At 38.8% G+C, this 23732-nt stretch carries 27 protein-coding genes, 1 tRNA gene and 1 pseudogene; 22 read left to right on the plus strand and 7 right to left on the minus strand.

Going from position 1 to position 23732, the window contains the following annotated elements:
• Positions 1–6 precede the first annotated feature (6 nt).
• Genes folK through thiL form a run of 5 tightly spaced genes read left to right on the plus strand, consistent with a single transcriptional unit; the run spans position 7 to position 3556 of the window.
• Entirely contained in the window at positions 7–480 is a 474-nt protein-coding gene (gene folK / locus BSEPE_RS03815) for a 2-amino-4-hydroxy-6-hydroxymethyldihydropteridine diphosphokinase (protein ID WP_066044303.1), read from the plus strand.
• Positions 474–1253 carry a 3-methyl-2-oxobutanoate hydroxymethyltransferase gene (gene panB / locus BSEPE_RS03820; RefSeq protein ID WP_408065662.1) on the plus strand — a complete coding sequence of 260 codons (780 nt, stop codon included), beginning with the start codon at positions 474–476 and terminating at the stop codon, positions 1251–1253. The genes folK and panB overlap by 7 nt, the downstream gene beginning before the upstream one ends.
• Positions 1237–2055 (plus strand): pantoate--beta-alanine ligase, encoded by an 819-nt coding sequence (gene panC / locus BSEPE_RS03825; RefSeq protein WP_066044306.1) that lies wholly within the window; start codon positions 1237–1239, stop codon positions 2053–2055. Before panB ends, panC begins: the two co-directional genes overlap by 17 nt.
• Positions 2048–2626: an NfuA family Fe-S biogenesis protein gene (locus tag BSEPE_RS03830; RefSeq protein WP_066044308.1), complete on the plus strand. Its 579-nt coding sequence runs from the start codon at positions 2048–2050 to the stop codon at positions 2624–2626. Before panC ends, BSEPE_RS03830 begins: the two co-directional genes overlap by 8 nt.
• 24 nt (positions 2627–2650) lie before the next feature.
• Entirely contained in the window at positions 2651–3556 is a 906-nt protein-coding gene (gene thiL / locus BSEPE_RS03835) for a thiamine-phosphate kinase (protein WP_066044310.1), read from the plus strand.
• Here thiL and dksA read toward each other — a convergent pair.
• Positions 3553–3963, minus strand: a complete 411-nt coding sequence (dksA, locus tag BSEPE_RS03840) for an RNA polymerase-binding protein DksA (protein WP_066044312.1) — start codon at positions 3961–3963, stop codon at positions 3553–3555. The two genes, thiL and dksA, sit on opposite strands and share 4 nt — an antisense overlap.
• 84 nt (positions 3964–4047) lie before the next feature.
• Here dksA and BSEPE_RS03845 point away from each other — a divergent pair, with 84 nt between their 5' ends.
• The 10 genes and pseudogenes from BSEPE_RS03845 to BSEPE_RS03885 all read left to right on the plus strand — a co-directional run bounded on the left by BSEPE_RS03845 (position 4048) and on the right by BSEPE_RS03885 (position 11065).
• Positions 4048–4809: an HAD-IA family hydrolase gene (locus BSEPE_RS03845; RefSeq protein ID WP_066044314.1), complete on the plus strand. Its 762-nt coding sequence runs from the start codon at positions 4048–4050 to the stop codon at positions 4807–4809.
• Complete coding sequence (gene ilvA / locus BSEPE_RS03850; RefSeq protein ID WP_066044315.1) at positions 4793–6286, plus strand: threonine ammonia-lyase, biosynthetic; 1494 nt, start codon at positions 4793–4795, stop codon at positions 6284–6286. The genes BSEPE_RS03845 and ilvA overlap by 17 nt, the downstream gene beginning before the upstream one ends.
• Before the next feature lie 75 nt (positions 6287–6361).
• Positions 6362–6487 (plus strand): hypothetical protein, encoded by a 126-nt coding sequence (locus tag BSEPE_RS08200; protein WP_269450667.1) that lies wholly within the window; start codon positions 6362–6364, stop codon positions 6485–6487.
• 52 nt (positions 6488–6539) lie between these two features.
• Positions 6540–6851: a hypothetical protein gene (locus tag BSEPE_RS03855; RefSeq protein WP_066044317.1), complete on the plus strand. Its 312-nt coding sequence runs from the start codon at positions 6540–6542 to the stop codon at positions 6849–6851.
• Entirely contained in the window at positions 6851–7294 is a 444-nt protein-coding gene (gene rimI, locus BSEPE_RS03860; protein ID WP_066044319.1) for a ribosomal protein S18-alanine N-acetyltransferase, read from the plus strand. The genes BSEPE_RS03855 and rimI overlap by 1 nt, the downstream gene beginning before the upstream one ends.
• Positions 7291–8541: an NADP-dependent isocitrate dehydrogenase gene (gene icd / locus BSEPE_RS03865; RefSeq protein ID WP_066044321.1), complete on the plus strand. Its 1251-nt coding sequence runs from the start codon at positions 7291–7293 to the stop codon at positions 8539–8541. The genes rimI and icd overlap by 4 nt, the downstream gene beginning before the upstream one ends.
• A gap of 199 nt (positions 8542–8740) precedes the next feature.
• A complete protein-coding gene (locus BSEPE_RS03870) occupies positions 8741–9253 on the plus strand; it encodes a hypothetical protein (protein ID WP_066044323.1) in 513 nt (170 codons plus the stop codon).
• Positions 9254–9401: 148 nt separating this feature from the next.
• A complete protein-coding gene (locus BSEPE_RS03875) occupies positions 9402–9899 on the plus strand; it encodes a hypothetical protein (RefSeq protein WP_231893525.1) in 498 nt (165 codons plus the stop codon).
• Positions 9900–9997: 98 nt separating this feature from the next.
• Positions 9998–10073: transfer RNA gene (locus tag BSEPE_RS03880), tRNA-Asn, on the plus strand.
• A 309-nt stretch (positions 10074–10382) separates the two neighbouring features.
• Positions 10383–11065, plus strand: a pseudogene (locus BSEPE_RS03885) (IS1595 family transposase).
• 15 nt (positions 11066–11080) lie between these two features.
• On the opposite strand, the gene cobO reads toward BSEPE_RS03885, so the two are convergent.
• The 4 genes from cobO to BSEPE_RS03905 are packed head-to-tail and all read right to left on the minus strand — an operon-like array spanning position 11081 to position 14736.
• A complete protein-coding gene (gene cobO, locus BSEPE_RS03890) occupies positions 11081–11647 on the minus strand; it encodes a cob(I)yrinic acid a,c-diamide adenosyltransferase (protein ID WP_066044326.1) in 567 nt (188 codons plus the stop codon).
• Between the two features lie 13 nt (positions 11648–11660).
• Complete coding sequence (locus tag BSEPE_RS03895) at positions 11661–12242, minus strand: hypothetical protein (protein WP_066044328.1); 582 nt, start codon at positions 12240–12242, stop codon at positions 11661–11663.
• Between the two features lie 39 nt (positions 12243–12281).
• Positions 12282–12944, minus strand: coding sequence for a Dph6-related ATP pyrophosphatase (locus BSEPE_RS03900; protein WP_066044329.1), 663 nt, complete (start codon positions 12942–12944; stop codon positions 12282–12284).
• Positions 12934–14736 (minus strand): TonB-dependent receptor plug domain-containing protein, encoded by a 1803-nt coding sequence (locus BSEPE_RS03905; RefSeq protein ID WP_066044331.1) that lies wholly within the window; start codon positions 14734–14736, stop codon positions 12934–12936. The genes BSEPE_RS03900 and BSEPE_RS03905 overlap by 11 nt, the downstream gene beginning before the upstream one ends.
• Positions 14737–14927: 191 nt before the next feature.
• Between BSEPE_RS03905 and serC the strand changes: the two genes are divergently transcribed.
• Genes serC through aroA form a run of 6 tightly spaced genes read left to right on the plus strand, consistent with a single transcriptional unit; the run spans position 14928 to position 21479 of the window.
• The gene (serC, locus tag BSEPE_RS03910) at positions 14928–16007 is read left to right on the plus strand and encodes a 3-phosphoserine/phosphohydroxythreonine transaminase (RefSeq protein ID WP_066044333.1); all 1080 of its coding nucleotides are present in this window, start codon (positions 14928–14930) and stop codon (positions 16005–16007) included.
• A 5-nt stretch (positions 16008–16012) separates the two neighbouring features.
• Complete coding sequence (locus BSEPE_RS03915; RefSeq protein ID WP_066044335.1) at positions 16013–17170, plus strand: phosphoglycerate dehydrogenase; 1158 nt, start codon at positions 16013–16015, stop codon at positions 17168–17170.
• Positions 17171–17178: 8 nt separating this feature from the next.
• Complete coding sequence (pheA, locus tag BSEPE_RS03920; protein ID WP_066044337.1) at positions 17179–18255, plus strand: prephenate dehydratase; 1077 nt, start codon at positions 17179–17181, stop codon at positions 18253–18255.
• An 18-nt stretch (positions 18256–18273) separates the two neighbouring features.
• Positions 18274–19341, plus strand: coding sequence for a histidinol-phosphate transaminase (gene hisC, locus BSEPE_RS03925; RefSeq protein WP_066044339.1), 1068 nt, complete (start codon positions 18274–18276; stop codon positions 19339–19341).
• On the plus strand, positions 19334–20185 hold the full coding sequence (locus tag BSEPE_RS03930) for a prephenate dehydrogenase (RefSeq protein ID WP_066044341.1): 852 nt from the start codon (positions 19334–19336) through the stop codon (positions 20183–20185). Before hisC ends, BSEPE_RS03930 begins: the two co-directional genes overlap by 8 nt.
• On the plus strand, positions 20178–21479 hold the full coding sequence (gene aroA, locus BSEPE_RS03935; protein ID WP_066044342.1) for a 3-phosphoshikimate 1-carboxyvinyltransferase: 1302 nt from the start codon (positions 20178–20180) through the stop codon (positions 21477–21479). Before BSEPE_RS03930 ends, aroA begins: the two co-directional genes overlap by 8 nt.
• 57 nt (positions 21480–21536) lie before the next feature.
• Here the strand turns inward: aroA and BSEPE_RS03940 are convergent, their stop codons facing one another.
• On the minus strand, positions 21537–21863 hold the full coding sequence (locus tag BSEPE_RS03940) for a TusE/DsrC/DsvC family sulfur relay protein (protein WP_066044344.1): 327 nt from the start codon (positions 21861–21863) through the stop codon (positions 21537–21539).
• Between the two features lie 73 nt (positions 21864–21936).
• Here BSEPE_RS03940 and lepB point away from each other — a divergent pair, with 73 nt between their 5' ends.
• Positions 21937–22857, plus strand: a complete 921-nt coding sequence (lepB, locus tag BSEPE_RS03945) for a signal peptidase I (RefSeq protein ID WP_070104559.1) — start codon at positions 21937–21939, stop codon at positions 22855–22857.
• Between the two features lie 30 nt (positions 22858–22887).
• On the opposite strand, the gene BSEPE_RS03950 is transcribed toward lepB, so the two are convergent.
• Positions 22888–23727, minus strand: coding sequence for a ParB/RepB/Spo0J family partition protein (locus BSEPE_RS03950; RefSeq protein WP_066044346.1), 840 nt, complete (start codon positions 23725–23727; stop codon positions 22888–22890).
• Positions 23728–23732 lie beyond the last annotated feature (5 nt).

The raw sequence follows: 23732 nt of genomic DNA on the forward strand, positions 1-23732 counted from the left end.
TAAATTATGCTGGCATATATCGGACTGGGTTCAAACCTTAATAACCCAAAAAAACAAATTAAAGATGCGTTAATCGCACTCAATACTGAAGCAGATGTGAAAGTTGTCGGGTTGTCGAGTTTGTATCAATCACCGCCAATTGACAACACTAATCAGCCTGATTATATTAATGCAGTGTGTGAAGTGCATACGCATTTAACGGCATTGGAGTTGTTGTTTGTGTGTCAAAATATTGAGACTGCGCAACATAGGGTGCGTGAGAAAAAATGGGGGGCGCGAACAATTGATTTGGATATTATTACTTATGGGGTGCAGGTAATTGCATCAAAGCAGTTGATTGTTCCGCATCCTGAAATGATGAATCGTGCCTTTGTATTGGTACCATTGGCGGAGATTGAGCCTGATTTTAAAGTGCCAGTATTAGGACATATTCAGGAATTAATTGAAAAAGTGGACACATCAACATTAATTAAATTATGAAGATTAGTGAGTTACAAACCTATAAAGAACAAGGTGAAAAAATCACTTGTTTAACTGCGTATGACAGTTCATTTGCACAAGTGTTTGACGAATGCGGTATTGATATTATTCTCATTGGCGACTCACTTGGTAATGTCATAAAAGGCGGTGAAAACACTTTGTGCGTCGGTATGAGTGACATGGTTTACCACACGCAAGCGGTCGCACAAGGTGTGAAAAAAGCATTATTAATTGCCGATATGCCTCATCAAAGTTACACCAACGCCGAACAAACTTTGGCAAACGCCCAACGCCTAATAAACGCTGGCGCACAAATGGTCAAACTTGAAGGTGGTCGCAAACTTGAAGCATCTTTCAAGATTCTATACGAAAACAATATCCCCGTCTGTGGACATTTAGGTTTACAACCCCAATCTGTTATAGAAATGGGTGGTTATAAAGTCCAAGGCAGGGACAACGATAGCGCCCAAAGAATTTTAGATGACGCCAAAGCGCTAGAAAATTGGGGGGTTAAAACCCTTGTCATTGAATGTATCCCTGCAACCTTAGGTAAAAAAATATCCAAGCAACTGACTATCCCAACCATCGGTATCGGTGCAGGTGTTGATTGCGATGGACAAGTTTTAGTCAGTTATGATATGCTCGGTATTACTCAAAATACACCAAAATTTGTTAAAAACTTTTTAACCAATGGCAACATTCAATCTGCTACCAATGATTTTATCCAAGCCATTAAAAACAGTACTTTTCCTGCCGATGTCCACAGTTATTAAGTCCAGCATTCTAGAACTACAAGAAACCTTAGGTGCATGGCGTCAACAAGGGCAAGCAATTGCTTTTGTGCCGACGATGGGCGGGTTGCATCAGGGGCATTTATCGTTGATTAAGATTGCTAAAGAAAATTCCGACAGGGTGGTGGTAAGTATTTTTGTTAATCCGATGCAGTTTGCTGAAAATGAAGATTTTGGAGAATATCCTCGCACTTTGGGGGATGATTTGTCTTTGCTAAAGGAGTTGCAAGTAGATTGCGTATTTACCCCGACTGCAGAGATGATTTACCCTGATGGCTTGGGATTGACTATTGATGTGGGCAAGGTAGGGCAGATTTTGTGTGGTAAGACCAGGCCACATTTTTTTAATGGCGTGACGCAGGTGGTGCAACGCTTGTTTGATATTATAGAGCCAGATGTTGCAGTTTTTGGGCAAAAGGATTGTCAGCAATTGAGTATTATTAAGCAGTTTACTTCAGGGGTTAAAATCCTTTCTGGGGCAATTGTGCGTGAGGCGGATGGGCTAGCAATGAGTACGCGTAATCAATATTTAAGTGTGGATGAACGGCAGATTGCACCCCAATTGTATCGGACGCTAAGTCAATTACATCAAGGTAAATTGGATTTGTATATGGCTAAAAAACAACTGCAACAATACTTTAAATTAGATTATTTAGAAATACTTGATGCAAATACCCTTAAGCAAATCACCGATAATACGAGTAAAATTGCGATATTATGTGCCGTGTTTTTAGGGTCAACGCGTTTGATTGATAATATAATTTTTAGGAGAGAAAATGTTTAATATTACTAACGAAGCAGAAACTTATGTAGCAGATTTATTTGAGCAACAAGGTGAAGAAGATTTAGGATTGAAAGTAGATATCGAAAAAGCTGGCACACCTGCTGCTGCTGTGACTTTTAATTTTTGTTATTCTAAAGATTTGGGTAAAAGCTATTCTAAATTTGAATACAAAGGGTTTAATGCGTTCATTGACGAGGAAAATTTTGACTATTTAAAAGACTCCGAAGTGCTGTTAAAAGAGGAGGGTTCAGCTAAAAAACTTGCCATCACCGCACCGAATGCCAAAGGTGAAGTACCAAAAGACGATGCGCCGCTTGAAGAAAAAATTAAATACACCATTGCTGCCGAAGTTAACCCTCAGTTAGCATCACACGGCGGTTTTGTTGATTTGGTAGAAATCACCAGTGATATGGATGTTATTTTAAATTTCGGTGGTGGTTGTCAAGGCTGTTCATCGGTTAAAGTAACACTTAAAAATGGTGTAGAGGCGCAACTTAAATCTATTTATCCAGAAATTAGAAACATCCTTGATGTTACTGACCACAGCAAGAAAGAAAACGCCTACATGTAGTTCAAACCTCGATAGAAATTAACGATGACGGAATTTGAATTAATTGAGCGATATTTTGATTGGGGCGAAGGTATTGGCGATGACTGTGCGTTGATTGAGGTTGATGCGCATCAGCAATTAGTCGCGACAGTTGATACCCTGATTGAAGGGGTGCATTTTCCAAAGGAAACCAATGCACATGACATCGCGTATAAAGCACTCGCCGTTAATCTCAGTGACTTATCGGCGATGGGCGCTACCCCTTTGTATTTTACTTTGGCACTTACTTTGCCAGCGATGAATGAAAAATGGCTGCAGGATTTTTCATGCACACTTAAAACCCTTGCTCAAACATACAACATACGACTGGTCGGCGGTGATACCACTAAAGGTGCGCTTAGCATTACTATCAATGCCACAGGTGTAGTCAAATGTCAGGCTTTAATGCGTTCAGGTGCAAAAGTAGGCGACAGTATTTTTGTCTCAAATACGATTGGTGATGCGGCATTGGCGTGGCAACAAATGCAAGTTCAGGAAATCCCATCAATAGATTTACTCAAACAATTCAACCGCCCAGAGCCACAAGTAAAACTCGGACAGTCTTTGCTGGGGGTTGCTAATAGCTGTATTGATATTTCTGATGGGCTGCAGCAAGATTTATCGCATATCTTGACGCGTTCAAAAGTTGGTGCCACTATCAATGTCGACGCTTTACCTTTATCTAACGAGGTCACACAACACATCAATAACACCGATGATTGGTGTATTGCATTAGCAGGAGGCGATGATTATGAATTGTGTTTTACTGTGTCAAAAGCACAATTAGACAGCATTCAATCTATTGAAAAAGAATTGGGTATCGTTTTGACAAAAATTGGCATGATTACCAATGGGCAAGGCTTAATAATAAAAGGATTGAATGAGACTTGTCAGTCTTATCGGCATTTTTAAACTTCCTTTCTCTCGGCAATGGTTTTGCAATCAATACATTCGTCGGCGGTAGGGCGTGCTTCTAAACGCATCAAAGAAATCTCGGCGCCACAGGTCTTGCAATATCCATAATCGCCCAACTCAAGCATATGTAAGGTTTTTTCAATTTTTCCAATGAGCTTTCTTTCGCGGTCACGGGTTCTTAATTCAAGTGCAAATTCTTCTTCAAGTGTTGCTCTATCGTTAATGTCTGCGACTTTTGAAGAGTCTTCTTGAATATGAGTGATGGTGCTTTCAGCGTCACTAACTAATTGATCTTTCCAAGTATTGAGTTTGATTTTAAAGTGTTCAATTTGACCATCACTCATAAAATCTTCATCTTTCTTAGGTTTGTAATCGGGGATATTGTGAAAAACAGATTCTGACATAATATTTGTTTTTAAATTAAAAAAATAATCTTTTTACCTAAACTGCCTTAAAATAGCAACATATTTCACAATTATAAATCTTTTATGGGCTTACAGGCACTTATTTTTGATGTTGATGGTACACTGGCGAATACCGAGCGAGATGGGCATCTTATCGCCTTTAACCTTGCTTTCAAGGAATTAGGGTTGGACTGGCACTGGTCAAACGAACTTTACCATCAATTATTAGATGTAACGGGCGGGCAATTACGCATCAAACATTACATAAAAAATTATAAACCTGCATTTAAATGTGATGATATTGATGTTTTCGCTAAGGAAACGCATCAGTTAAAAACTAAAATTTATGTGCGTCTTGTAGATGCGGGCGATATTCCTTTGCGCATGGGCGTGGTGCGTTTGTTTAAAGAAGCGCGCGAGGCAGGACTGAGATTGGCCATTGCCACAACCACAACCCCTGCGAATGTGGATGCGTTGATTGCCAATACTTTGGGGCGTGAAGCATTGGATTGGTTTGAGGTAATTGGCGCAGGTGGTGTGGTGCCAAACCTTAAGCCTGCGGGCGATATTTATCATTGGGTTTTGGACAAAATGAATCTCAAATCTGAGGATTGTATTGTCTTTGAAGATTCACACAATGGTATTATTTCAGCAACAGATGCAGATTTAAAAACACTCATTACTATTAATGAATACACTAAATCACATATTTTTAATGGTGCGATGGTGGTCCTAAATAACTTAGGTGAGCCAAATAAGCCGTTCACAATGATAGAGGGTGAGGCGACTGATGCCACCTATGTGAGCGTTGATTATCTCAAGGAGTTGTATGCAAAACATTGTTGATTTAGTCAATTCAACTCGTGTTTACGAGGTCGTCAGTCCGACACCATTAAGTTTAACGCATCAGTTGAGTGAGCGCAGTAAAAACAAGGTTTACTTAAAACGAGAAGATAAATTAGCCATTCACGCTTTTAAACTCAGAGGTGCTTACCAAAAAATCTCTGGCTTATCAAAAGAAGAGGCCGCTAAAGGTGTTGTTGCTTCAAGTGCAGGTAATCACGCTCAAGGCGTGGCAATGTCTGCTAGTAAGCTTGGTATTGCTTCGGTGATTGTTATGCCGCTTTCCACACCTAAAATTAAAGTTAATGCGGTTGAACAATTGGGTGGAAAAGTAGTATTGCACGGCGATGTTTATGATGATGCTTATCAATATGCCAAGCAATTAGAGCGAGAACAAGATTTGGTTTTTATCCATCCCTATGACGATATTGAGGTCATGGCAGGACAGGCGACGATTGCCAAGGAATTATTAGCGCAATTACCGACGATGGATGTGATATTTATCCCAGTTGGTGGTGGCGGTTTGATTGCAGGTATGGCAACTTATATTAAGCACCATGCACCACATATTAAAATCATCGGTGTCGAGCCAAACGATTCACCAACGCTATATCAAGCGTTAAAACTTGGCAAGCGTATTACCCTCCCAGAAGTCGGGCGTTTTGCTGATGGTGTTGCCGTTAAACAAATCGGTGAAAAAACCTATCCAATCGCCAAACAAGTGGTGGATGAAGTTGTGCTAGTAAGTAACGATGAGATTTGTGCGGCTATTAAAGATATCTATGAAGATGTACGCGCTATTGCAGAACCTGCAGGTGCTTTAGCCACTGCGGGGCTGAAAAAATATGTTGAACAAAATAACCTTGAGGGTAAAAACTTAGTGGCTATCGTCTCAGGTGCAAATGTCAATTTTGACCGCCTGCGTTATATTTCTGAGCGGGCAGATTTGGGTGAGCACAGCGAGGCTATTATTGCTGCCACTATTCCTGAAAAACCAGGTAGTTTTTTAAAATTTTGTGAACTACTAGATCAACATGCGATTACAGAGTTTAATTATCGCTACGCACCTTCTGATCAGGCGCGTATCTTTGTTGGTGTTGCACTCAATGAAGGACTCAAAGAAAAAGAAACGCTTTTGCTGAATTTGTCAAAATCATTCGATGTTTTAGATATGAGTAATAACTCAATTGCCAAAGACCATATTCGTTATATGGTTGGTGGTCGCGCTGAAGTTGACAATGAAGTCCTGTACCGTTTTGAATTTCCAGAGCGCCCTGGTGCCTTGCTTAATTTTTTAAAGAAAATTGGTAGTAAATGGAATATTTCTCTTTTCCATTACCGCAATCACGGTGCTGATTTCGGTCGTGTCCTCATCGGTCTACAAGTTGTCAATGTTACAGAAATCGAACGCAGTTTTGACGAACTTGGTTACTTCTACCGAAATGAAACTGACAATAAAGCCTATCAATATTTCCTTTAAGGTACCCATGAGAGCATTTGACTTTTTATAGATAGGGGGCATTATTAATTTACTTATACTTCATTAAAGGTTGTTATGAAAATAGTATTTATATTAGTTAGTTTGTTATTTTTAGTTGGCTGTGGGGAAGGTAATATTAAGTCAATTACTCATGGTGATAAAATTGGCTTAGAAATCAATAATAAAGGGGGGGTGAAATGAAAAATATATTAATTATAGGGTCTTAACTAGTTAAGACCCAAAAAGAAATAAAATGAAAAGATTAGTTGTATTATTTGGTTTAACACTCTTAACTGTTGCTTGTAGCAACCAAGATTTAACCGAGCGAGAATTTATCTTGCAAAATCAAGCATCCGAGGTAGTTGCAGATGTATTGTTTGATAGGGATTTAAGTGGAAGCGCTTCTTATAATATAAGGAAAAATGGCGAAGTGGTGATTTTGTTTGCTAAGCAAGTTTCCTCAGTGCGTTATACTGAGGCAGTTAAATTTTTACGCAAACACCCAGCGATTAAAGCGGTGTATGCTGAGCAAGAGGGGTTAGAGGTTTGTAGACCTAGATTTTAATGAATGTTTCTTTCAGGATTTTTGACAAGCAAGATATTGATGCGGTTTTAGCGATAGAGCAATTGGCATATGAAATACCCTGGAACAGAGCGCAGTTTTCACAGAGTCTTGTCAATCCAAATACATTGGCACATCTTATTTTAAAAGAGAATCAAATAGTGGGTTATAGTGTGGCTTTACAAACGCCAGATTTTACTGATTTACTAAATATATGTATTCACCCTAAATTCCAACATCAGGGTCTGGGTGGGCAATTGTTTGATTATTTGTTGAGTGAATCGGGTGCAAGGTCTATTTTTATTGAGGTGCGTGCATCTAATCGTAACGCTTTGTTTTTCTACAAAAAATTAGGCTTTGAGTTAATTAACATACGCAAAAAATACTATTCAGATGGCGAAGATGCTAAAATACTGCGTTTTTCAATAAGCGATAAATTAGAATGAGCAAGCATATTCACGAGCCAGTCAATGGCGAAAAAATTACTTTTAAAGACGGTGTTATTCAAGTGCCGGACCAGCCGATTGTTACCTATATAGAAGGTGATGGTATTGGTAGAGATGTATCGCCAGTGATGAAAAAAGTCATTAATGCAATTGTAAAAAAAGCTTATGACGGCAAAAAAGAAATTCAATGGATGGATATTTATGCTGGCGAAAAAGCCAATGAAATTTATGGTGAATATTTACCGCAAGAAACACTTGACGCAATTAAAAATTATGCAGTTTCTATCAAAGGCCCTTTAACAACGCCTGTTGGCGGGGGTATGCGTTCGTTGAATGTTGCCATTCGTCAAGAACTTGATTTGTTTATTTGCCAGCGTCCTGTGCAATATTTCACTGGCACGCCGACACCAGTTAAAGCCCCTGAAAAAGTGGATATGATTATTTTCAGAGAAAATTCTGAGGATATTTATGCGGGTATTGAGTACCAGCAGGGCACTAAGGAAGTTAAAAAAATTATTGACTTTTTACAAGATGAAATGGGTGTGACTAAAATCCGTTTCCCTGAAACTTCAGGCATTGGCATCAAGCCAGTATCGATAGAAGGTACGGTGCGTCTAGTTCGCGCTGCTATTCAATATGCGATTGACAACGATAAAGATTCTGTCACTTTGGTGCATAAAGGTAATATCATGAAATTTACTGAAGGTGGTTTCAGAGATTGGGGCTATCAGTTAGCGCAAGAAGAATTCGGTGCAACTTTGATTAGTGACGGGCCATGGTGTGAATTCAAAAACCCAAATACAGGTACAATGATTACCGTGAAGGATGTTATTGCCGATGCCTTCTTGCAACAAATATTATTGCGTCCAGAAGAGTATTCGGTGATTGCCACACTTAACCTAAATGGTGATTATGTATCAGATGCTTTGGCAGCACAAGTGGGCGGTATCGGTATTGCACCAGGTGCAAATTTATCAGACACCACTGCAGTATTTGAAGCCACACACGGCACAGCGCCGAAATACGCAGGGCAGAACAAAGTCAATCCAGGGTCAATTATCCTATCAGCAGAAATGATGTTGCGCCATATAGGATGGAATAAAGCAGCCGATATGGTATTGAGCGCAATGTCAAATGTGATTCAAAACAAAACCGTGACTTATGATTTAGAGAGACTGATGGATGGTGCGACTTTACTATCTTGTTCTGAATTTGGTGATGCGATGATTGATTCTTTGGAAAATTAAGAGCAATACATAACTTTTTTAAATTTTTTTTAGGCTATAAAGCTTTTATAGTAAGGTTTTTTTAATATTATAAGATATTATATTAGAATATTATTGAATTCTAATGTATTATCTGTATAATACGCATTATCAAGATAAAAAGTCTTGGTAAGGAGAACACCATAAAGGTGTTTTAAATAAAATTTTAGGAGAATATAATATGAAAAAAATTATCGCAATTGCTGCTATCTTAGCAGCCACATCAGCCTCAGCTGGCTGGTTTAATAACGGCTACAATGGTTATAACGGTGGCAACAACTGGGGTCCTTTTGACTCAGGTTCTAATTGGGGCCCATTCAATAGCGGCTCAAACTGGGGTCCTTTCAATGGCGGTTCAAACGCTGGTCCTTTCAACGGCGGTTCAAACGCTGGTCCTTTCAACGGCGGTTCAAACGCTGGTCCTTTCAACGGCGGTTCAAACTGGGGTCCATTTAATGGTGCTAATAACTGGATGAATGACACAGATTTTGGACTTAAGTTTAATACTAAGAACAAAAACGACGCTAAAGCTGCTGGTTCTGCTGATGCTAAAGGTACTGGCGTTGCTGATGCTACTGCTAAAGGTCAAGCTGAGGCGTATGCTAAAGGTCAGGCTGACGCTTTTGCTAAGGCGCAAGCTGATGCTTACGCTAAAGGCTACGCAGATGCACAAGCTAAAGCTGCTTCTAAATAATTAGCTACAGTATAGAAAAAACCACCTTTCGGGGTGGTTTTTTTACGCCTGTTTTTAGCTATTTGATTTTTAACTATTTTTTGATTATAATTTACAACTTAAATACTGAAATTTTTTAGTGTTTTGAATAAAATATACGGAGAGAATAATGAAAACATTGGTAAAAGCAATTGCAATTGTAACAACAATCGCAGCAACATCAGCATCAGCCGGTTTTTTTGGTAATAATAATGGTTATAACGGTGGTTATAATTGGGGTCCTTTTGACTCAGGTTCTAATTGGGGTCCATTCAATAGTGGCTCAAACTGGGGTCCATTTAACGGTGGCAACAACTGGGGTCCTTTCAACGGCGGTTCAAACGCTGGTCCTTTCAACGGCGGTTCAAACTGGGGTCCATTTAATGGTGCTAATAACTGGATGAATGACACAGATTTTGGACTTAAGTTTAATACCAAGAATAAAAATGATGCCAGCGGATCAGGTTCTGCTGATGGAAAAGGTTCTGGTGCTTATGATGCATATGCTAAAGGTCAGGCTGATGGCTTTGCCAAAGGTCAAGCAGATGGTTTTGCCAAGGCACAAGCTGATGCTTATGCTAAAGGCTACGCAGATGCATTGGCTAGTGGCACTTCTAACAATCGTTAAACGCCACTAAATTATCATAAAAGGACGCTTCGGCGTCCTTTTTTTTATTAAAAATAATTAAATATAAAGTTCAGTTGTCGTTATAATGTCTCACTTATTCCTCGATAGCTCAGTTGGTAGAGCAATGGACTGTTAATCCATTTGTCGCTGGTTCGAGCCCAGCTCGAGGAGCCATATTTAAAAAAGTCTGCATTAATGCAGACTTTTTTATGTGCACAATAAAAGTGTGGATGTGATGAATGCTTTTTAAATTTCTATGGGCGGATATTGAAAGTGATTATGCTTTAAAATAGATACCGTGCCCTGACTTTACGGGGTACCTCTGAGTTTGGAAGTGTGGTTGCTTTTGAACTTATGATCCGTTCACAGGATCATTTTGGTCTTGGCTTTCGGTCAAGGCCATTTTTTTTCGCCTGATGGAAGTTAAAAAAAAGTTTGGGTCTTAACTAGTTAAGCAATTAAAAATTGCTTAAGATACTAGTTATGACAAGGAAAAATAAGTATTACAACCGTTCAAGACTTTCAGAGGCAAAATTTAGAGAGATAATTAGATATTTTTCTGTGGATTTAAGTGCCACACAAATTGCACACACACAAATCTAAATTTAAATACTGTTAATAAAATTTTGACACTTGTAAGAATAAGAATTTTTGAATTATCAGCCCAAGATCAACTTCAATCTGCCCCACTAGTGGGGCAGATTGAAGTTGATGAAAGTTACTTTGGCGCACGGCGCGTCCGCGGGAAACGCGGTAGAGGCGCCAGAGGTAAAACAATAGTATTTGGCTTATTAAAACGAGGAGATAAGGTCTATACTCAAATTATAGAAAAGTGTGATAGAATAACGCTTCACAGTATAATAAAAGACAAAACATCAACCGATAGTATTATTAATTCTGATGGATGGCGTGGACATAATGGCTTAGTAGATTTTGGCTATAAAAAGCATTACCGTGTTCATCACGGCAAGAATGAATTTGCCAGAGGAAATTCTCATATTAACGGTATTGAATCTTTTTTGGGGTGATAAATAGTTAAATTTAAAGGAATGAATAAAAAAATGTTTAAATGCCACCTTAAAGAATGTGAATTTAGATTTAATAATCGCAAGCAAGATGTGTATAAAATCTTGCTTGATAATTTTCGAAAAAATTCGCTTAACTAGTTAAGACCCAAAAGTTTATATATCAATACCTTTCTGGGCTTTGATATTGGCTCGGAAAGCGTGTTTTTCGTCTTTTAGGATAGAGACGGTGTCGGCGATTTCTATTAAGGCCTTGCTAGCAGCTCTGCCAGTGACAACAACATGTTGTTTTTTTGGACGCTCTTTAAGTGCATTGAGTATTTTTTCTTCATCAAGATATTTGTAATTAATCATGTAAGTCAATTCGTCAATAACAACAAGGTCAATGGATGCATCTTTAAGGTATTGTTCGGCAACTGCCCAAGTCTCACAGGCTTTTTGAGTGTCGTATTCTCTGTCTTGCGTGTCCCAGGTGAAGCCTGTTTTCATACAGGTGGTGCGGACATTGGGTTGTTGAGCGAGAAAAGCATCCTCGCCTGTATCTTGCACGCCTTTTAAGAATTTGACAATAGCAATTTGCATGTCGTGACCAAGCGCACGGCAAACCATACCGAGTGCTGAGGAAGATTTTCCTTTGCCATTGCCTGTGAGTAAGACGATGATACCTTTGTCTATATTTGCTTCTTCTATGCGGACATCAATATGCGCTTTTTTACGCGCCATGCGTTGCTTATATTTATCCGGCACTGCGTTGGAAATTAAGCGCAGGAACAATGCGTGGCACCAGTGTAAACACTATAATCACAGCCATCATCCAGTATAAAGTTGTCGGAATTTCAACCAATGACCAATGAGTCATATAGGCAGGGAAGTTGCTCCAACCAGTTTTGATAAAAGTTGCTGTAAAGAAATAATAACTTGCTGTTGCCATAAGCCATTGAATACTAACAACGCTAATGATGATCAATGAATTTTTAATTATATCTTTATTAATGGCCAGCGAACTAATATATTTTCCCGACCAAAATATACCATAAAAAGTGAGTGGCAACAGACTGTAGGCTGGGGTAATGCAATTTGCACTAACTCCCTGATGCACAATCGCATAATTATCAACAGACACTGCACTCAAAATCAACACAAATACCACCCAAAATTTACGCAAATACACGCCTGCAATAAACAATGCTGGAATGGTAAAGTCCGGCAAATGTACAAAACTTGATATCCAATTGCTATGTCCACGCGTGGCAATTATTAATAACACCATAAGAAATACGGCGAATAAAGTGGTGATTTTGTTGATTTTATTTGTCATTATCTTTGTTTAATTTAGTCAAAATCTCATTATATATAATTACCACCAATCGGTAAATACAAACCCATTTCTTTCAATGGTCTCCCCTTGATTAATTTTAATCGCTTTTGAGAAATCGGGTGAGTTATAAACCAGCGTGTGGAATTCGCCATTTTCCCCGCAAGGGTCAATATGTGCGGGCAGTGCATCTAATAAATCATAGTCATAATCCCAACCTGAAAATTTTGCATCTATCTGCATAGGGTCAAGACAGGCGATTTTAGCTTTGATACCGATATCAATAATCGTATTACTAAGTTCATTGGTGGGAATCCCCCAACATGGAAACAGGGTGTCAATACCTGTGTTTGCCATTTGCTTAATACGATAGTTGCGAATATCTTCTAAATATAAGTCGCCAAATGCCAGTGCATCAATTTTATCTTTTTGTAACTGCGTGACAAAATCTCCCATAATCCATTCGTATTCTTTATTGGAACAAGGATACGGGATGTTGATAATATGCATGGGCAAGCCCATACTTTCTGCCTGTGCCTGTAGTAATTGCACTCGCACCCCGTGCATTGCCACGCGTTTAAATTTTTGATTAACCGTGGTAAAAAGACCTAGAAGTTCTATATTTGGGTCTTTTTTAAGTAGATGCAAGGCATAAGCACTATCCTTGCCACTACTCCACGAGAGCAGGGTGCGTTTAGAATTTATAGCTTACTCCTATTTCTATGGTTCTACCAAGTTGGTTGTAGCCATTAATAATTGTGTAATCTTTATCGGTCGCATTTTTAATGTTAAGTGATGCCTCGGCATTTTTATTGATATTATATTTAACCGATAAATTAACCAAGGTATAACCTGGTAACTTGAAATCGCCCAGTCCATCAAAGGTAGTATCATCCAAACTAGAGGATTTCTTAATTATTTGTATACTTGGGTTAAATTTGCCAAATTGTTTGCTAATAGTTAAATTTGTTGTATTTTTTGCGCGTCTTGGGGCTTCTCCTTTTGCTGTTTCTCCGTTATTGCTAACTTCAGTTTTGTTATAATTGTAACTAAAATCAAGATGGTAGTTATTGATATTTGCATTAACGGACAATTCAATGCCTTTGGTGTTTAATTCCCCACTATTAAAATAATTTGCAACACCAGGATCGTAATGGCCGTCGTAGGTAATCCTATTTTTCATTTTATTCTTGTAAAAATTAATTCTACTAACACCCCAATAATGTTGTTTTTCAATGCCAAATTCAATATTTTTTGAGGTTTCTGCTTGTAAATTAGGGTTGCCAATATTGCTGTATATTTGATATATAGAAGGTGCATTAAATGCTGTGCCGTAAGTTGTTATTAATTTAATACCATTATCAAAGTGTTTAGCAAAGGCTAAGTTGTAAATATTTTTATTGCCAAATCTACTATGTCTGATATGGCGAATACCTGTATTGATATCAATACTATTGATGTTTTTTTGCCAGTTTACAAAAATTTCCTTGCTAGAAAGTTTTTGCTTGTCTGTTGTATTTTTATCGTCTTTTTTTGATATACCAATATTGAATAAAGCATTATCAATTTTAATATCATTGAGTAAAGTAATGGCAGTGCTTTTATATTTATCGCCAATGGTGGCTGCATTTTCACCAATATTTCTGCTACTTGTAATTTGAGATAGAAGCAATTTAAGTTTCCAAATATCGCTTATTTTTTTATTAGTATTTATTGTTATTTTATTTGACTCTCTATCGGCTACTCTGTTACTGGGGTTAGTGCCAAATGTATCGTCATATTGCGTTTTGTTTCTGGTTGTTAAATAACCAAGGTTAAAATGTTTATTGCCAATTTTAATTTGTGTAGTTTGATTACTTATGCCATCTTTTTCATTTGTTGTATCAGCAATTCTGGCATTAATACCATCTGTTGTATATTTGTTATGTGTAAATCTAATAAAGCCATCCAAACTACCACTACTTACTGATAAATTGTAATTCTTGGTATTGTGTGAGCCAAATTTGGTGCTAACTGTTGCATGGTTACCGTTTGCACCTTTCTTGGTGGTAATAGAAATCACCCCAGCAATAGCAGATGAGCCATATAAAACCGAACCTGAGCCTTTAATAATCTCAACTTTTTCAATATCATTTAAGGCAATACTTGCTAATCCATTTGATATTGCACCATTTGGCGATGAAATATCGTTAACACTAACCCCATCAACTAAAAATAAAGTGTGTTCTGAATTGCCACCACGCATAAATACAGCAGGCACATTGCCTTGTGAATTAATTAACCCAACACTTGGCACAGTTTCCAAGAAATCTAAAAAGGTGTTAGCACCTGTTGCTTTAATATCTTCCGCAGTAAAAGAAAGTGTTGAGGCAATAGAGCCGATAACAGGTGTGTCGGTTCTATACTCAGTATTCATATAAATCGGAATAGGTCCGAGTGCTGCGTTGGTAAGGGTTGTAGTTAAGGCGATACTAGCCGCTAAGATGATTTTTTTCATGATTTTATCCATTGTAAAATTAAAATTAAAATTAAATTATGTATCGGACTGACTTCTAAGAAGAATACCGTTGCAAGGACAGTGTAGGACTTTCACCTACTTCCATAATCAAACTGAGATACATTATAGTCATTAAATAGCTGAGTTCTGATAAAATTATCTTTATTTAGATCAATCGGGAGTTTGTCAAAATGAGTCAAGTTTACAATTTTAGCGCGGGCCCTGCGATGTTACCAATGCAGGTAATGAAGCAGATGCAAGCGGAGTTATTGGAATACGCTAACGCCAAAGCATCGGTGATGGAAATTTCGCATCGTGGTGCTGATTTTATGGAAATGGCACAAAAATCCGAGCAAGATTTGCGTGATTTGATGAATATTCCCGATAATTACAAAGTTTTGTTTTTACAAGGTGGTGCATCGGCGCAGTTTTCTATGGTGCCGATTAATTTATTACGCGGTAAAAAAGTGGCAAATTATGCACACACGGGGCATTGGTCAAAGAAGGCGATTGCTGAGGCTCAGCGATATTGTGATGTTAATATTTGTACAGACAACTCAAGTAATAAATATACCAATATTGATGATTTTGATAAATGGCGTATTGAGGAGCAAGGTGCTTATTTGCATTACACGCCGAATGAAACCATTGCAGGCTTGGAGTTTGATTACATTCCAGAGGTGGATATGCCACTGGTGGCAGATATGTCCTCAACGATTTTGTCGCGTGAAATTGATGTTTCTAAATATGGGGTGATTTACGCAGGCGCGCAGAAAAATATCGGTATTTCTGGCTTGACCATTGTGATAATAAGAGAGGATTTAATTGGCAATGTAATTGCCAATCAGCCGGTTTTATTTGATTATACAACGCAGACAAATAATGATTCAATGTACAACACGCCGTCTACTTATCCTTGGTATGTGGCAGGTCGTGTGTTTGAATGGTTAAAAGAGCAGGGCGGTTTGAGCGCAATGGCAAAGATTAATGAGCATAAGGCGAAGACGCTGTATGATGCCATTGATGGTTCTGATTTTTATTCTAATCCGGTGGCAAAAAAATATCGTTCTTGGATGAATATACCCTTTTTGTTGGCGAACGAAGACATGAACGGCTTGTTCTTAGAAAAAGCGGCAGAGCGTGATTTAATTACTTTAAAAGGTCATCGTTCGGTGGGTGGAATGCGTGCCAGTATTTATAATGCGATGCCATACGAGGGTGTTGATGCGTTGGTAGGTTTTATGCAGGATTTTGAAAAAGAAAACGGATAATCATTATGTTTACAATACAAACGCTGAATAATATTTCTTCGATTGGCTTAGAAAAATTGCCAAGGGATAGTTATGAAGTTGCAACTAAAATGTCCAATCCTGATGCAATTTTGGTGCGTAGCGCAAAAATGCATGAGATGGAAATTGGTGACAACCTTAAAGCAGTAGGGCGCGCTGGTGCGGGTGTGAATAATATTCCACTTGAGAAGATGAACGACAAGGGCGTGGTGGTTTTTAACGCACCAGGGGCGAATGCGAATGCGGTCAAAGAGTTGGTAATTTCATCGATGTTGTTGGCAAGTCGTAATATTTGTCAGGCGTGGGATTATGTGAATGGACTACCATTGGACAACCTAAAAACGGCAATTGAAGAGGGCAAAAAGAATTATGCAGGGTCGGAACTGCCAGGTAAGACATTAGGTATAGTGGGTCTAGGTGCAATTGGCGTACAAATTGCCAATGCGGCGAATATGTTGGGGATGCAAGTGATTGGTTTTGATCCGAGTATTACCATTAAAAGCGCCTGGAAGTTGTCATCGGATGTGGCGCATGTATTGAGTGTGGATGAATTATTTTCACGCAGTGATTTTGTGTCTTTTCATGTGCCGTTGGTTGAAAGTACCAAGAATTTATTAAATAAAGAGCGTATTGCCTTGTTGCCAGTAGGCGCTACAATTTTGAACTTTGCTCGTGATGGTATTATTGACGAAGATGCGTTAATTGCAGCATTGGAAGCGGGCAAGGTTAACTATTATGTAACCGACTTCCCAATTGACGATAAGAAAAATCACAAGCGCGTGATTGCCTTGCCACATTTGGGTGCGTCAACGATTGAGGCAGAAGATAATTGTGCAATTATGGTGGCAAATCAGGTGAAAGATTATTTGGAAAATGGTAATATTGTTAATTCGGTGAATTTTCCAGAGGTGAAAATGCCAAGGTCTGGTGGTGTGCGTTTGGCAATTACCCATCAAAATATCCCAAATATGGTTGGACAGATTTCAACCGTTCTTGCTGATGCAAGGATTAATATTATTGATATGTCGAATAAATCAAGAGATGAAGTGGCTTATACTTTAATTGATATAGAAGGTGAAATTTCTGATACAGTAGTTGACAGTTTGAAAAAAATTGAAGGTGCACTCATTGTTAGGGCTTTATAGAGGAAAAAATGCGCAAAACATTAGATGAATTAAGGGTTGAAATCGACACACTGGATAAGAAAATTCAGTCGTTGATTGGCGACCGAGCAGAGCTTGCTTCGGCTGTTGCAGATGTCAAAAAAGCATCAGATGACAACAGCAGTTTCTACCGTCCAGAACGAGAAGCACAAGTATTGCGCAGGATTATTAAGCGTAACGACAACCTGCTAAAAGACAAAGATATGGCACATATATTCCGTGAGATTATGTCGGCTTGTTTGGCGCTTGAGCAAGGCATTAGCGTTGCTTATTTGGGCCCTGAAGGCACCTTTACGCAAGAGGCAACGCTAAAGCATTTTGGTCATGCGGTTTCTACTTTGGATTGCGGTAGTATTGACGAAATATTCCATCAAGTCGAAAAAGGTAATGCCAATTATGGTGTTGTTCCAATTGAAAATTCATCCAATGGTGTCATTGGCGGAACGGTTGATATGCTCTATTCTCAAGATTTAAAAGTTTGTGGCGAGGTAGAGATTTCAATCCAGCATCAATTAATGATGGCAGACCAGTCCCAGAAAATTAAAGTAATTTACGCACATCAACAAGCGCTTGACCAGTGTCAGCGTTGGCTAAGTAATCATTATCCAAACACAGAATTAAAGGCGGTAGCGTCAAACGCCTTAGCCGCGCGAATGGTGAAAGATGAACCAAATTCAGCAGCAATTGCCTCAGAAGTAGCCTTAGGTTTGTATGATTTAGAGCGTGTGGCAAAAAATATTGAAGATAAGCCTGGTAATGTAACGCGTTTCTTGGTTATTGGTAATGAAGTCGTGCCACCGTCGGGCGAAGATAAAACTTCTTTATTGGTTGTCACTAGGCATCAATCTGGTGCATTGTTAGACCTATTAGAGCCTTTCAAAGAGCAAGGCATTAATCTACTGCAAGTGGCCAAGCATCCCATCCCTGGTGTCAAATGGGAATATCTGTTTCTCATTGATATTGAGGGGCATCGGGAGGAAGCTCATGTACAAAATGCCTTGACAGTATTGACAGAAAAAGCACTTAAAGTTAATATTTTGGGCTCCTATCCTGTTGCAGTTTTATAACGACACCTTTGTATAAATATGAGCATTTGTCCAGCCATTAAAAAATTAAGACCCTATCAAGGTGGTAAGCCGATTAGTGAATTACAGCGAGAGTTGGGTTTGGACAATATTGTTAAACTCGCCAGTAATGAAAATCCATTGCCGACCAGTAATAAAGTTAGACTGGCAATTGAACGGGCAACGAGCGAGATAGGGCGTTATCCGGACGGCAACGGGTTTGCGTTAAAGCAGGCGATTGGTCGGCATTTATCGGTGCCTATGGGTATGATTACTTTAGGTAATGGTTCAAATGATTTGCTGGAGTTGATTGCCAGAGCGTATGTATGTTGTGCGAGTGATGAGGTGATTTTTTCGCAATATGCATTTGTGGTATATCCGTTAATAACACAGGCACTTGGGGCAACTGAAGTGGTAACGCCAGCAAAGGAATTTGGGCATGATTTGGCGGCGATGTTGGCGGCGATTACGGATAATACGCAGTTAATTTTTATTGCCAATCCAAACAATCCAACAGGTACATTATTAACAGATGAAGCGCTTTATCTATTTTTGTTAAAGGTACCAAAGTCAGTTATAGTGGTTCTTGACCAAGCATATGTTGAATATTTAGACACAGATGATAATGCAATTAATTGGTTATATGAATTTGATAATTTGGTGATTACACGGACATTTTCTAAGGCATATGGCTTGGCAGGATTGCGGGTTGGCTATTCAATTTGTTCTGTGGAAATTGCCGATTATTTAAACCGTATTCGTCAGCCGTTTAATGTTAATCATATTGCGCAAAGCGCAGCAATCGCAGCGTTATCTGATAAAGAGTTTATTGTGCAATCTGTGCATGACAATAAAAATGGATTACTGCAACTTGCCAAGGGTTTTGATGAATTAGGCTTATCTTATATCCCTTCTTCGGCGAATTTTATTACACTAGCAGTGAGCGATACAGAGGCGATTTATCAGCAATTATTGGAGAAGGGTTTTATTGTTCGGCCAGTGGAGGTGCCAAACCACATTCGTGTTACGGTAGGGACAAAAAATGAGAATGTAGCGCTCCTGAATGCATTAAAATCATTGTATGAATAAAATTTGTATTATTGGCGTTGGACTGATTGGTGGCTCATTTGCACTTGGCTTGAAAAAGGCGGGGAAAGTGCATAATATTATTGGCTATAGTAGAAGCGAAAACAATTTGAAAATGGCAGTAGAATTGGGTGTGATTGACAGTTATAGCACAGATATTGGTCAAGCATTATCTGGGGTGGATATGGTGCTGATTGCGACACCAGTGAACAGTTTTCAATCGGTGTTGGAGATGATTAAGCCTCATATTGACGAGAATGTGATTATCTCGGATGTTGGCAGCACCAAAGGTAGTGTAATTGCGATGGCGAAGGCAGTTTTTGGCATAATGCCATCGAGATTTATTCCTGCACATCCGATTGCAGGCAAGGAAAAAAGTGGAGTAGAGGCGGCGGACGCTACTTTGTTTAAAGGCAAGCGGGTGATTTTGACACCAACGGAAAATACCGATACGCAGGCGCTTATAACGGTGAGTGATTTGTGGGAAAGTATAGGTGCAAGGGTGGAAGTACTGGACGATAAAATCCACGATGATTTGTTAGCAATGACCTCACACCTGCCACATATGTTGGCATTTTCATTAATGGATTATTTGATAAACAGTGATGCCAGTGCGCTTAATTATGCGGCGGGTGGTTTTAAGGATTTTTCGCGTATTGCTTCGTCAGATGCGTCGATGTGGCGAGATATTTGTATTAATAATGCAGATGAAATTGTTAAGCATATTGAGGGCTTCCAAAGGAATCTAAGTCAAATTTCAGACTTAATTAAAGGCGCTCAAGCGCAAGAAATAGAATCATTATTTGTAAATGCAAAAACAGCAAGGGACAATTGGTTAAATGAGTAAATTTATAGCGCAACCTACCAACACACTTCATGGCAACCTAAAAGTACCGGGTGATAAGTCTATTTCGCATCGTTGTATTATGCTCGGTTCATTAGCGAATGGCATCACAGAAGTCAGTGGTTTTTTACAGGGTGAAGATGCTTTGGCAACGCTAAAGGCCTTTCAGGCGATGGGGGTTGATATTCAACGAGAGGGTGATAAAGTCACAATTCACGGTGTTGGTCTACATGGGTTGAAAAAGCCAAATACAGCACTTGACTTAGGTAATTCAGGGACTTCGATGCGATTGATGTTAGGAATTTTAGCGGCGCAAAAATTTAGTACAGAGTTGAAGGGTGATGTATCTTTGTCTAAGCGACCAATGGGCAGAGTGATTGACCCATTGATGCAGATGGGTGCGGTGATTGGGAGCAATCAAGGTAAGCCACCTTTGAAAATTAAGGGCGGTCAGTCGCTTAAAGGTATTCATTATGATTTACCAGTGGCTTCGGCGCAGGTAAAGTCTTGTGTTTTATTAGCAGGTTTGTATGCGCAGGGTGAGACTTGTGTGCTTGAACCAGAAACCACACGCGACCATACTGAACGAATGTTGAAGGGGTTGGGATATCCAGTAAATGTTGTTGATAATAAAATGTGTTTAACAGGTGGTGGCAAGTTGACTGCTACGCAATTTCAAGTACCAAGTGACATTTCATCGGCTGCCTTTTTTATGGTAGCGGGGTGCATTGCACCGCAATCAGACATTGTTTTAAAAGGGGTTAATATCAATCCAACCCGTACAGGTGTTATCGATATTTTAAAACTAATGGGTGCAAATTTAGAATTGTTAAATAAACGAGAAATTGGTGGCGAATTATTGGCTGATATCCGTGTGCAATCATCAAACTTGAAAGGTATTCAAATCCCATCAGAATTGGTGCCATTGGCTATTGATGAATTTCCAGTTATTTTTATCGCTGCCGCTTGCGCTCAGGGTGAAACCGTTTTAACAGATGCCCAAGAACTCCGCGTTAAAGAGTCAGACCGCATTCAAGTAATGGCAGATGGCTTGAATATTTTAGGCATTCAAAATCAAGTATTAGAAGATGGTATTAAAATTCAAGGTGGCAGCTTCCAAAAACCAACGGGCGTAATTCAATCTCACCACGACCATCGCATCTCTATGTCCTTTGCAATGGCATCAGCCCGATGTCAGTACCCAATAGAAATTGATGGGGTTGATAATGTGGCAACTTCTTTCCCTAATTTTGTTGAATTGACAAACTCTATTGGGATGAAAATTGTACAGAGATAGACAGAAAAAAGGCACTCAAATGAGTGCCTTTTTTTGTTTAAAATTTAGAATTAAGTTTTAATAACCACCTTTGCGCTTAGTCTCAGGCAGTCCAGCGATTTTACCCGCTTGCTTTGCAGGACCTTTAGGGAACAAAGTGTACAATTCTTTCGTTGTTAATTTACCATCCCAGTCAGCCTTCAAGCCTTTAACCATGTTGCGCTCGTTAGGTTGGTTTGCGTTATTGTTGATATATTCTTCACGCAAAAAAGCAATTAATTTAAAACTTTCGTCTGTTAAGTTAACACCTTCTTCTTCTGCAAACTCGCGTGCAACATCTTCATTCCAGTCATTAAGGTCAACCAAGTAACCGTGTCCGTCTCTTTCTAAATCAGCTAATGCCATTTTTGATTTCTCCGTGATTAAATAAATGAATTATTATATAATAAACCCTTTATCCTTTGACCATTATTTTTATATGACTATTGAAAATGCTTCTTCTTTTTTAGCTTGGGATGTTTCCTCTTATCTTGCGGTATTCTTAATAATGGCTTTTATTATTGTCGTGACTGATCATTTTTTTATGGGTGGGTCAGTGGTTAATGCGCCAACGACGAAAAAATCTTTACTAGGTAAATGGTTGTATTTTGTTTGTTTCTTAAAATTAAATAAATCGAAAAAATATTTACATCGCTCTAAAATCGTACAGCTTTCAGCAGAGTTTTATCCTATGTTGTTATTGATTTTTGCATTAAGAGGTTTTATCGTAGAACCGTTTAGAATCCCATCTAATTCAATGATGCCGACTTTTTTAACTTATGATTTTTTATTAGTAGATAAAATTTCTTACGGCATTCATTTACCTATTTTAAACACAGAATTGCTAGATATTGGCGACCCAGAGCGGGGCGATGTAGTGGTGTTTAGGTATCCTAATTACGAAAAACGCAGCACTTACAAGGGTGCAGATTTCATTAAGCGTGTGATTGGTTTGCCAGGCGATAAGATTGAGTATATCAATGATCAGCTGACTGTAAACGGTGAAGCGGTTGAGTATAAAAAAATTGGCACTTATTCAGGTATTGAGAAAGGTATTGAAATGACAGGATATAGGCATGTGCGTGAGCTGTTGGGCGACAACCCACATGATGTGTTACTACACCCTCGCAAAAATTCTCGGAGCGTGAGATTGGTTGTACCTCAAGGGCATTATTTTGTAATGGGGGATAATCGTGCAAATAGTAGTGATAGTCGTTTTTGGGGGTTTGTACCCGAGAAGTATATTATTGGTAGGGCCTTTTATATTTGGGCACATGGTGATATTGGCGGGTTATTTTCTAGCAGCCCATTAAAAGCCTTAAAAACTTTTACATTTAGTAGAAATGGCGTTATTGACTAAATAAAGTTAAATTATTAAAGGAAAAATTTATTATTGAATGTGCTTTAGGATGGCGTTAAACTCGTCTTTGCTTTGATAATGAATGACAATCCTGCCTTTGTCATTATCGCCTTTAATTTCAGTTTTTGAATTAAGTCTTTTGCTTAAGGTATCTGACAATGTTTTAATGTGAGGGTCAACGGCAGTACTCTTAACGGGTTTTGGATTTAGGATGCGTTTAACCAATTCTTCTGTTTGTCGCACGGATAAAGATTTCTTTATCACTTGATTGGCTGCTTCTAATTGTTGCTCTAGATTTAATGACAATAAAGTACGACCGTGACCCATCTCTATTTTTCCACTACTTAGCAGGCTTTTTACATCGTCGCTGAGTTGTAATAAACGGATTAAATTACTCACACTTGAGCGCGACCGACCAACCACTGTTGCCACCTCTTCGTGGGTCATTTTAAAGTCTTCGATTAATTGTGTTAATGCCTTAGCCTCTTCAAGCGGTGTTAATGATTCGCGTTGAATGTTCTCAATCAGACCAATAGCCAACGCTACTTGGTCGTCAATCTTACGGACAATAACAGGGACTTCTTTCAGCCCTGCAATTTTAGCAGCACGCCAGCGTCTTTCACCGGCAATGACTTCATATTTATCATAGGTAATTTTGCGAACAACCAAAGGCTGAATAACCCCCTGGGCAGAGATTGAGTTTGCAAGCTCTTGCAGGGTTTCAGGGTCAAAATCATCTCTCGGCTGAAATTTTCCGCGTTGAAGTTCATTTACACCCAGCATTATTAGGTTATTATCAGGCCGCTCATTATTGGTCGATTGCCCTAATAATATGTCTAATCCGCGTCCTAATTTTGAAGAATTTGCCATCTGAT

The sequence above is a fragment of the endosymbiont of Bathymodiolus septemdierum str. Myojin knoll genome (genome assembly GCF_001547755.1).
Classification (GTDB): domain Bacteria; phylum Pseudomonadota; class Gammaproteobacteria; order PS1; family Pseudothioglobaceae; genus Thiodubiliella.

Bases quoted from the DNA above. Each gene is read 5' to 3' on its own strand.
- folK (WP_066044303.1), top strand. From the start codon at position 7: ATGCTGGCATATATCGGACTGGGTTCAAACCTTAATAACCCAAAAAAA.
- panC (WP_066044306.1), top strand. From the start codon at position 1,237: ATGTCCACAGTTATTAAGTCCAGCATTCTAGAACTACAAGAAACCTTA.
- BSEPE_RS03830 (WP_066044308.1), top strand. From the start codon at position 2,048: ATGTTTAATATTACTAACGAAGCAGAAACTTATGTAGCAGATTTATTT.
- thiL (WP_066044310.1), top strand. From the start codon at position 2,651: ATGACGGAATTTGAATTAATTGAGCGATATTTTGATTGGGGCGAAGGT.
- dksA (WP_066044312.1), bottom strand. From the start codon at position 3,963: ATGTCAGAATCTGTTTTTCACAATATCCCCGATTACAAACCTAAGAAA.
- BSEPE_RS03845 (WP_066044314.1), top strand. From the start codon at position 4,048: ATGGGCTTACAGGCACTTATTTTTGATGTTGATGGTACACTGGCGAAT.
- ilvA (WP_066044315.1), top strand. From the start codon at position 4,793: ATGCAAAACATTGTTGATTTAGTCAATTCAACTCGTGTTTACGAGGTC.
- BSEPE_RS08200 (WP_269450667.1), top strand. From the start codon at position 6,362: ATGAAAATAGTATTTATATTAGTTAGTTTGTTATTTTTAGTTGGCTGT.
- BSEPE_RS03855 (WP_066044317.1), top strand. From the start codon at position 6,540: ATGAAAAGATTAGTTGTATTATTTGGTTTAACACTCTTAACTGTTGCT.
- rimI (WP_066044319.1), top strand. From the start codon at position 6,851: ATGAATGTTTCTTTCAGGATTTTTGACAAGCAAGATATTGATGCGGTT.
- icd (WP_066044321.1), top strand. From the start codon at position 7,291: ATGAGCAAGCATATTCACGAGCCAGTCAATGGCGAAAAAATTACTTTT.
- BSEPE_RS03870 (WP_066044323.1), top strand. From the start codon at position 8,741: ATGAAAAAAATTATCGCAATTGCTGCTATCTTAGCAGCCACATCAGCC.
- BSEPE_RS03875 (WP_231893525.1), top strand. From the start codon at position 9,402: ATGAAAACATTGGTAAAAGCAATTGCAATTGTAACAACAATCGCAGCA.
- cobO (WP_066044326.1), bottom strand. From the start codon at position 11,647: ATGGCGCGTAAAAAAGCGCATATTGATGTCCGCATAGAAGAAGCAAAT.
- BSEPE_RS03895 (WP_066044328.1), bottom strand. From the start codon at position 12,242: ATGACAAATAAAATCAACAAAATCACCACTTTATTCGCCGTATTTCTT.
- BSEPE_RS03905 (WP_066044331.1), bottom strand. From the start codon at position 14,736: ATGAAAAAAATCATCTTAGCGGCTAGTATCGCCTTAACTACAACCCTT.
- serC (WP_066044333.1), top strand. From the start codon at position 14,928: ATGAGTCAAGTTTACAATTTTAGCGCGGGCCCTGCGATGTTACCAATG.
- BSEPE_RS03915 (WP_066044335.1), top strand. From the start codon at position 16,013: ATGTTTACAATACAAACGCTGAATAATATTTCTTCGATTGGCTTAGAA.
- pheA (WP_066044337.1), top strand. From the start codon at position 17,179: ATGCGCAAAACATTAGATGAATTAAGGGTTGAAATCGACACACTGGAT.
- hisC (WP_066044339.1), top strand. From the start codon at position 18,274: ATGAGCATTTGTCCAGCCATTAAAAAATTAAGACCCTATCAAGGTGGT.
- BSEPE_RS03930 (WP_066044341.1), top strand. From the start codon at position 19,334: ATGAATAAAATTTGTATTATTGGCGTTGGACTGATTGGTGGCTCATTT.
- aroA (WP_066044342.1), top strand. From the start codon at position 20,178: ATGAGTAAATTTATAGCGCAACCTACCAACACACTTCATGGCAACCTA.
- BSEPE_RS03940 (WP_066044344.1), bottom strand. From the start codon at position 21,863: ATGGCATTAGCTGATTTAGAAAGAGACGGACACGGTTACTTGGTTGAC.
- lepB (WP_070104559.1), top strand. From the start codon at position 21,937: ATGACTATTGAAAATGCTTCTTCTTTTTTAGCTTGGGATGTTTCCTCT.
- BSEPE_RS03950 (WP_066044346.1), bottom strand. From the start codon at position 23,727: ATGGCAAATTCTTCAAAATTAGGACGCGGATTAGACATATTATTAGGG.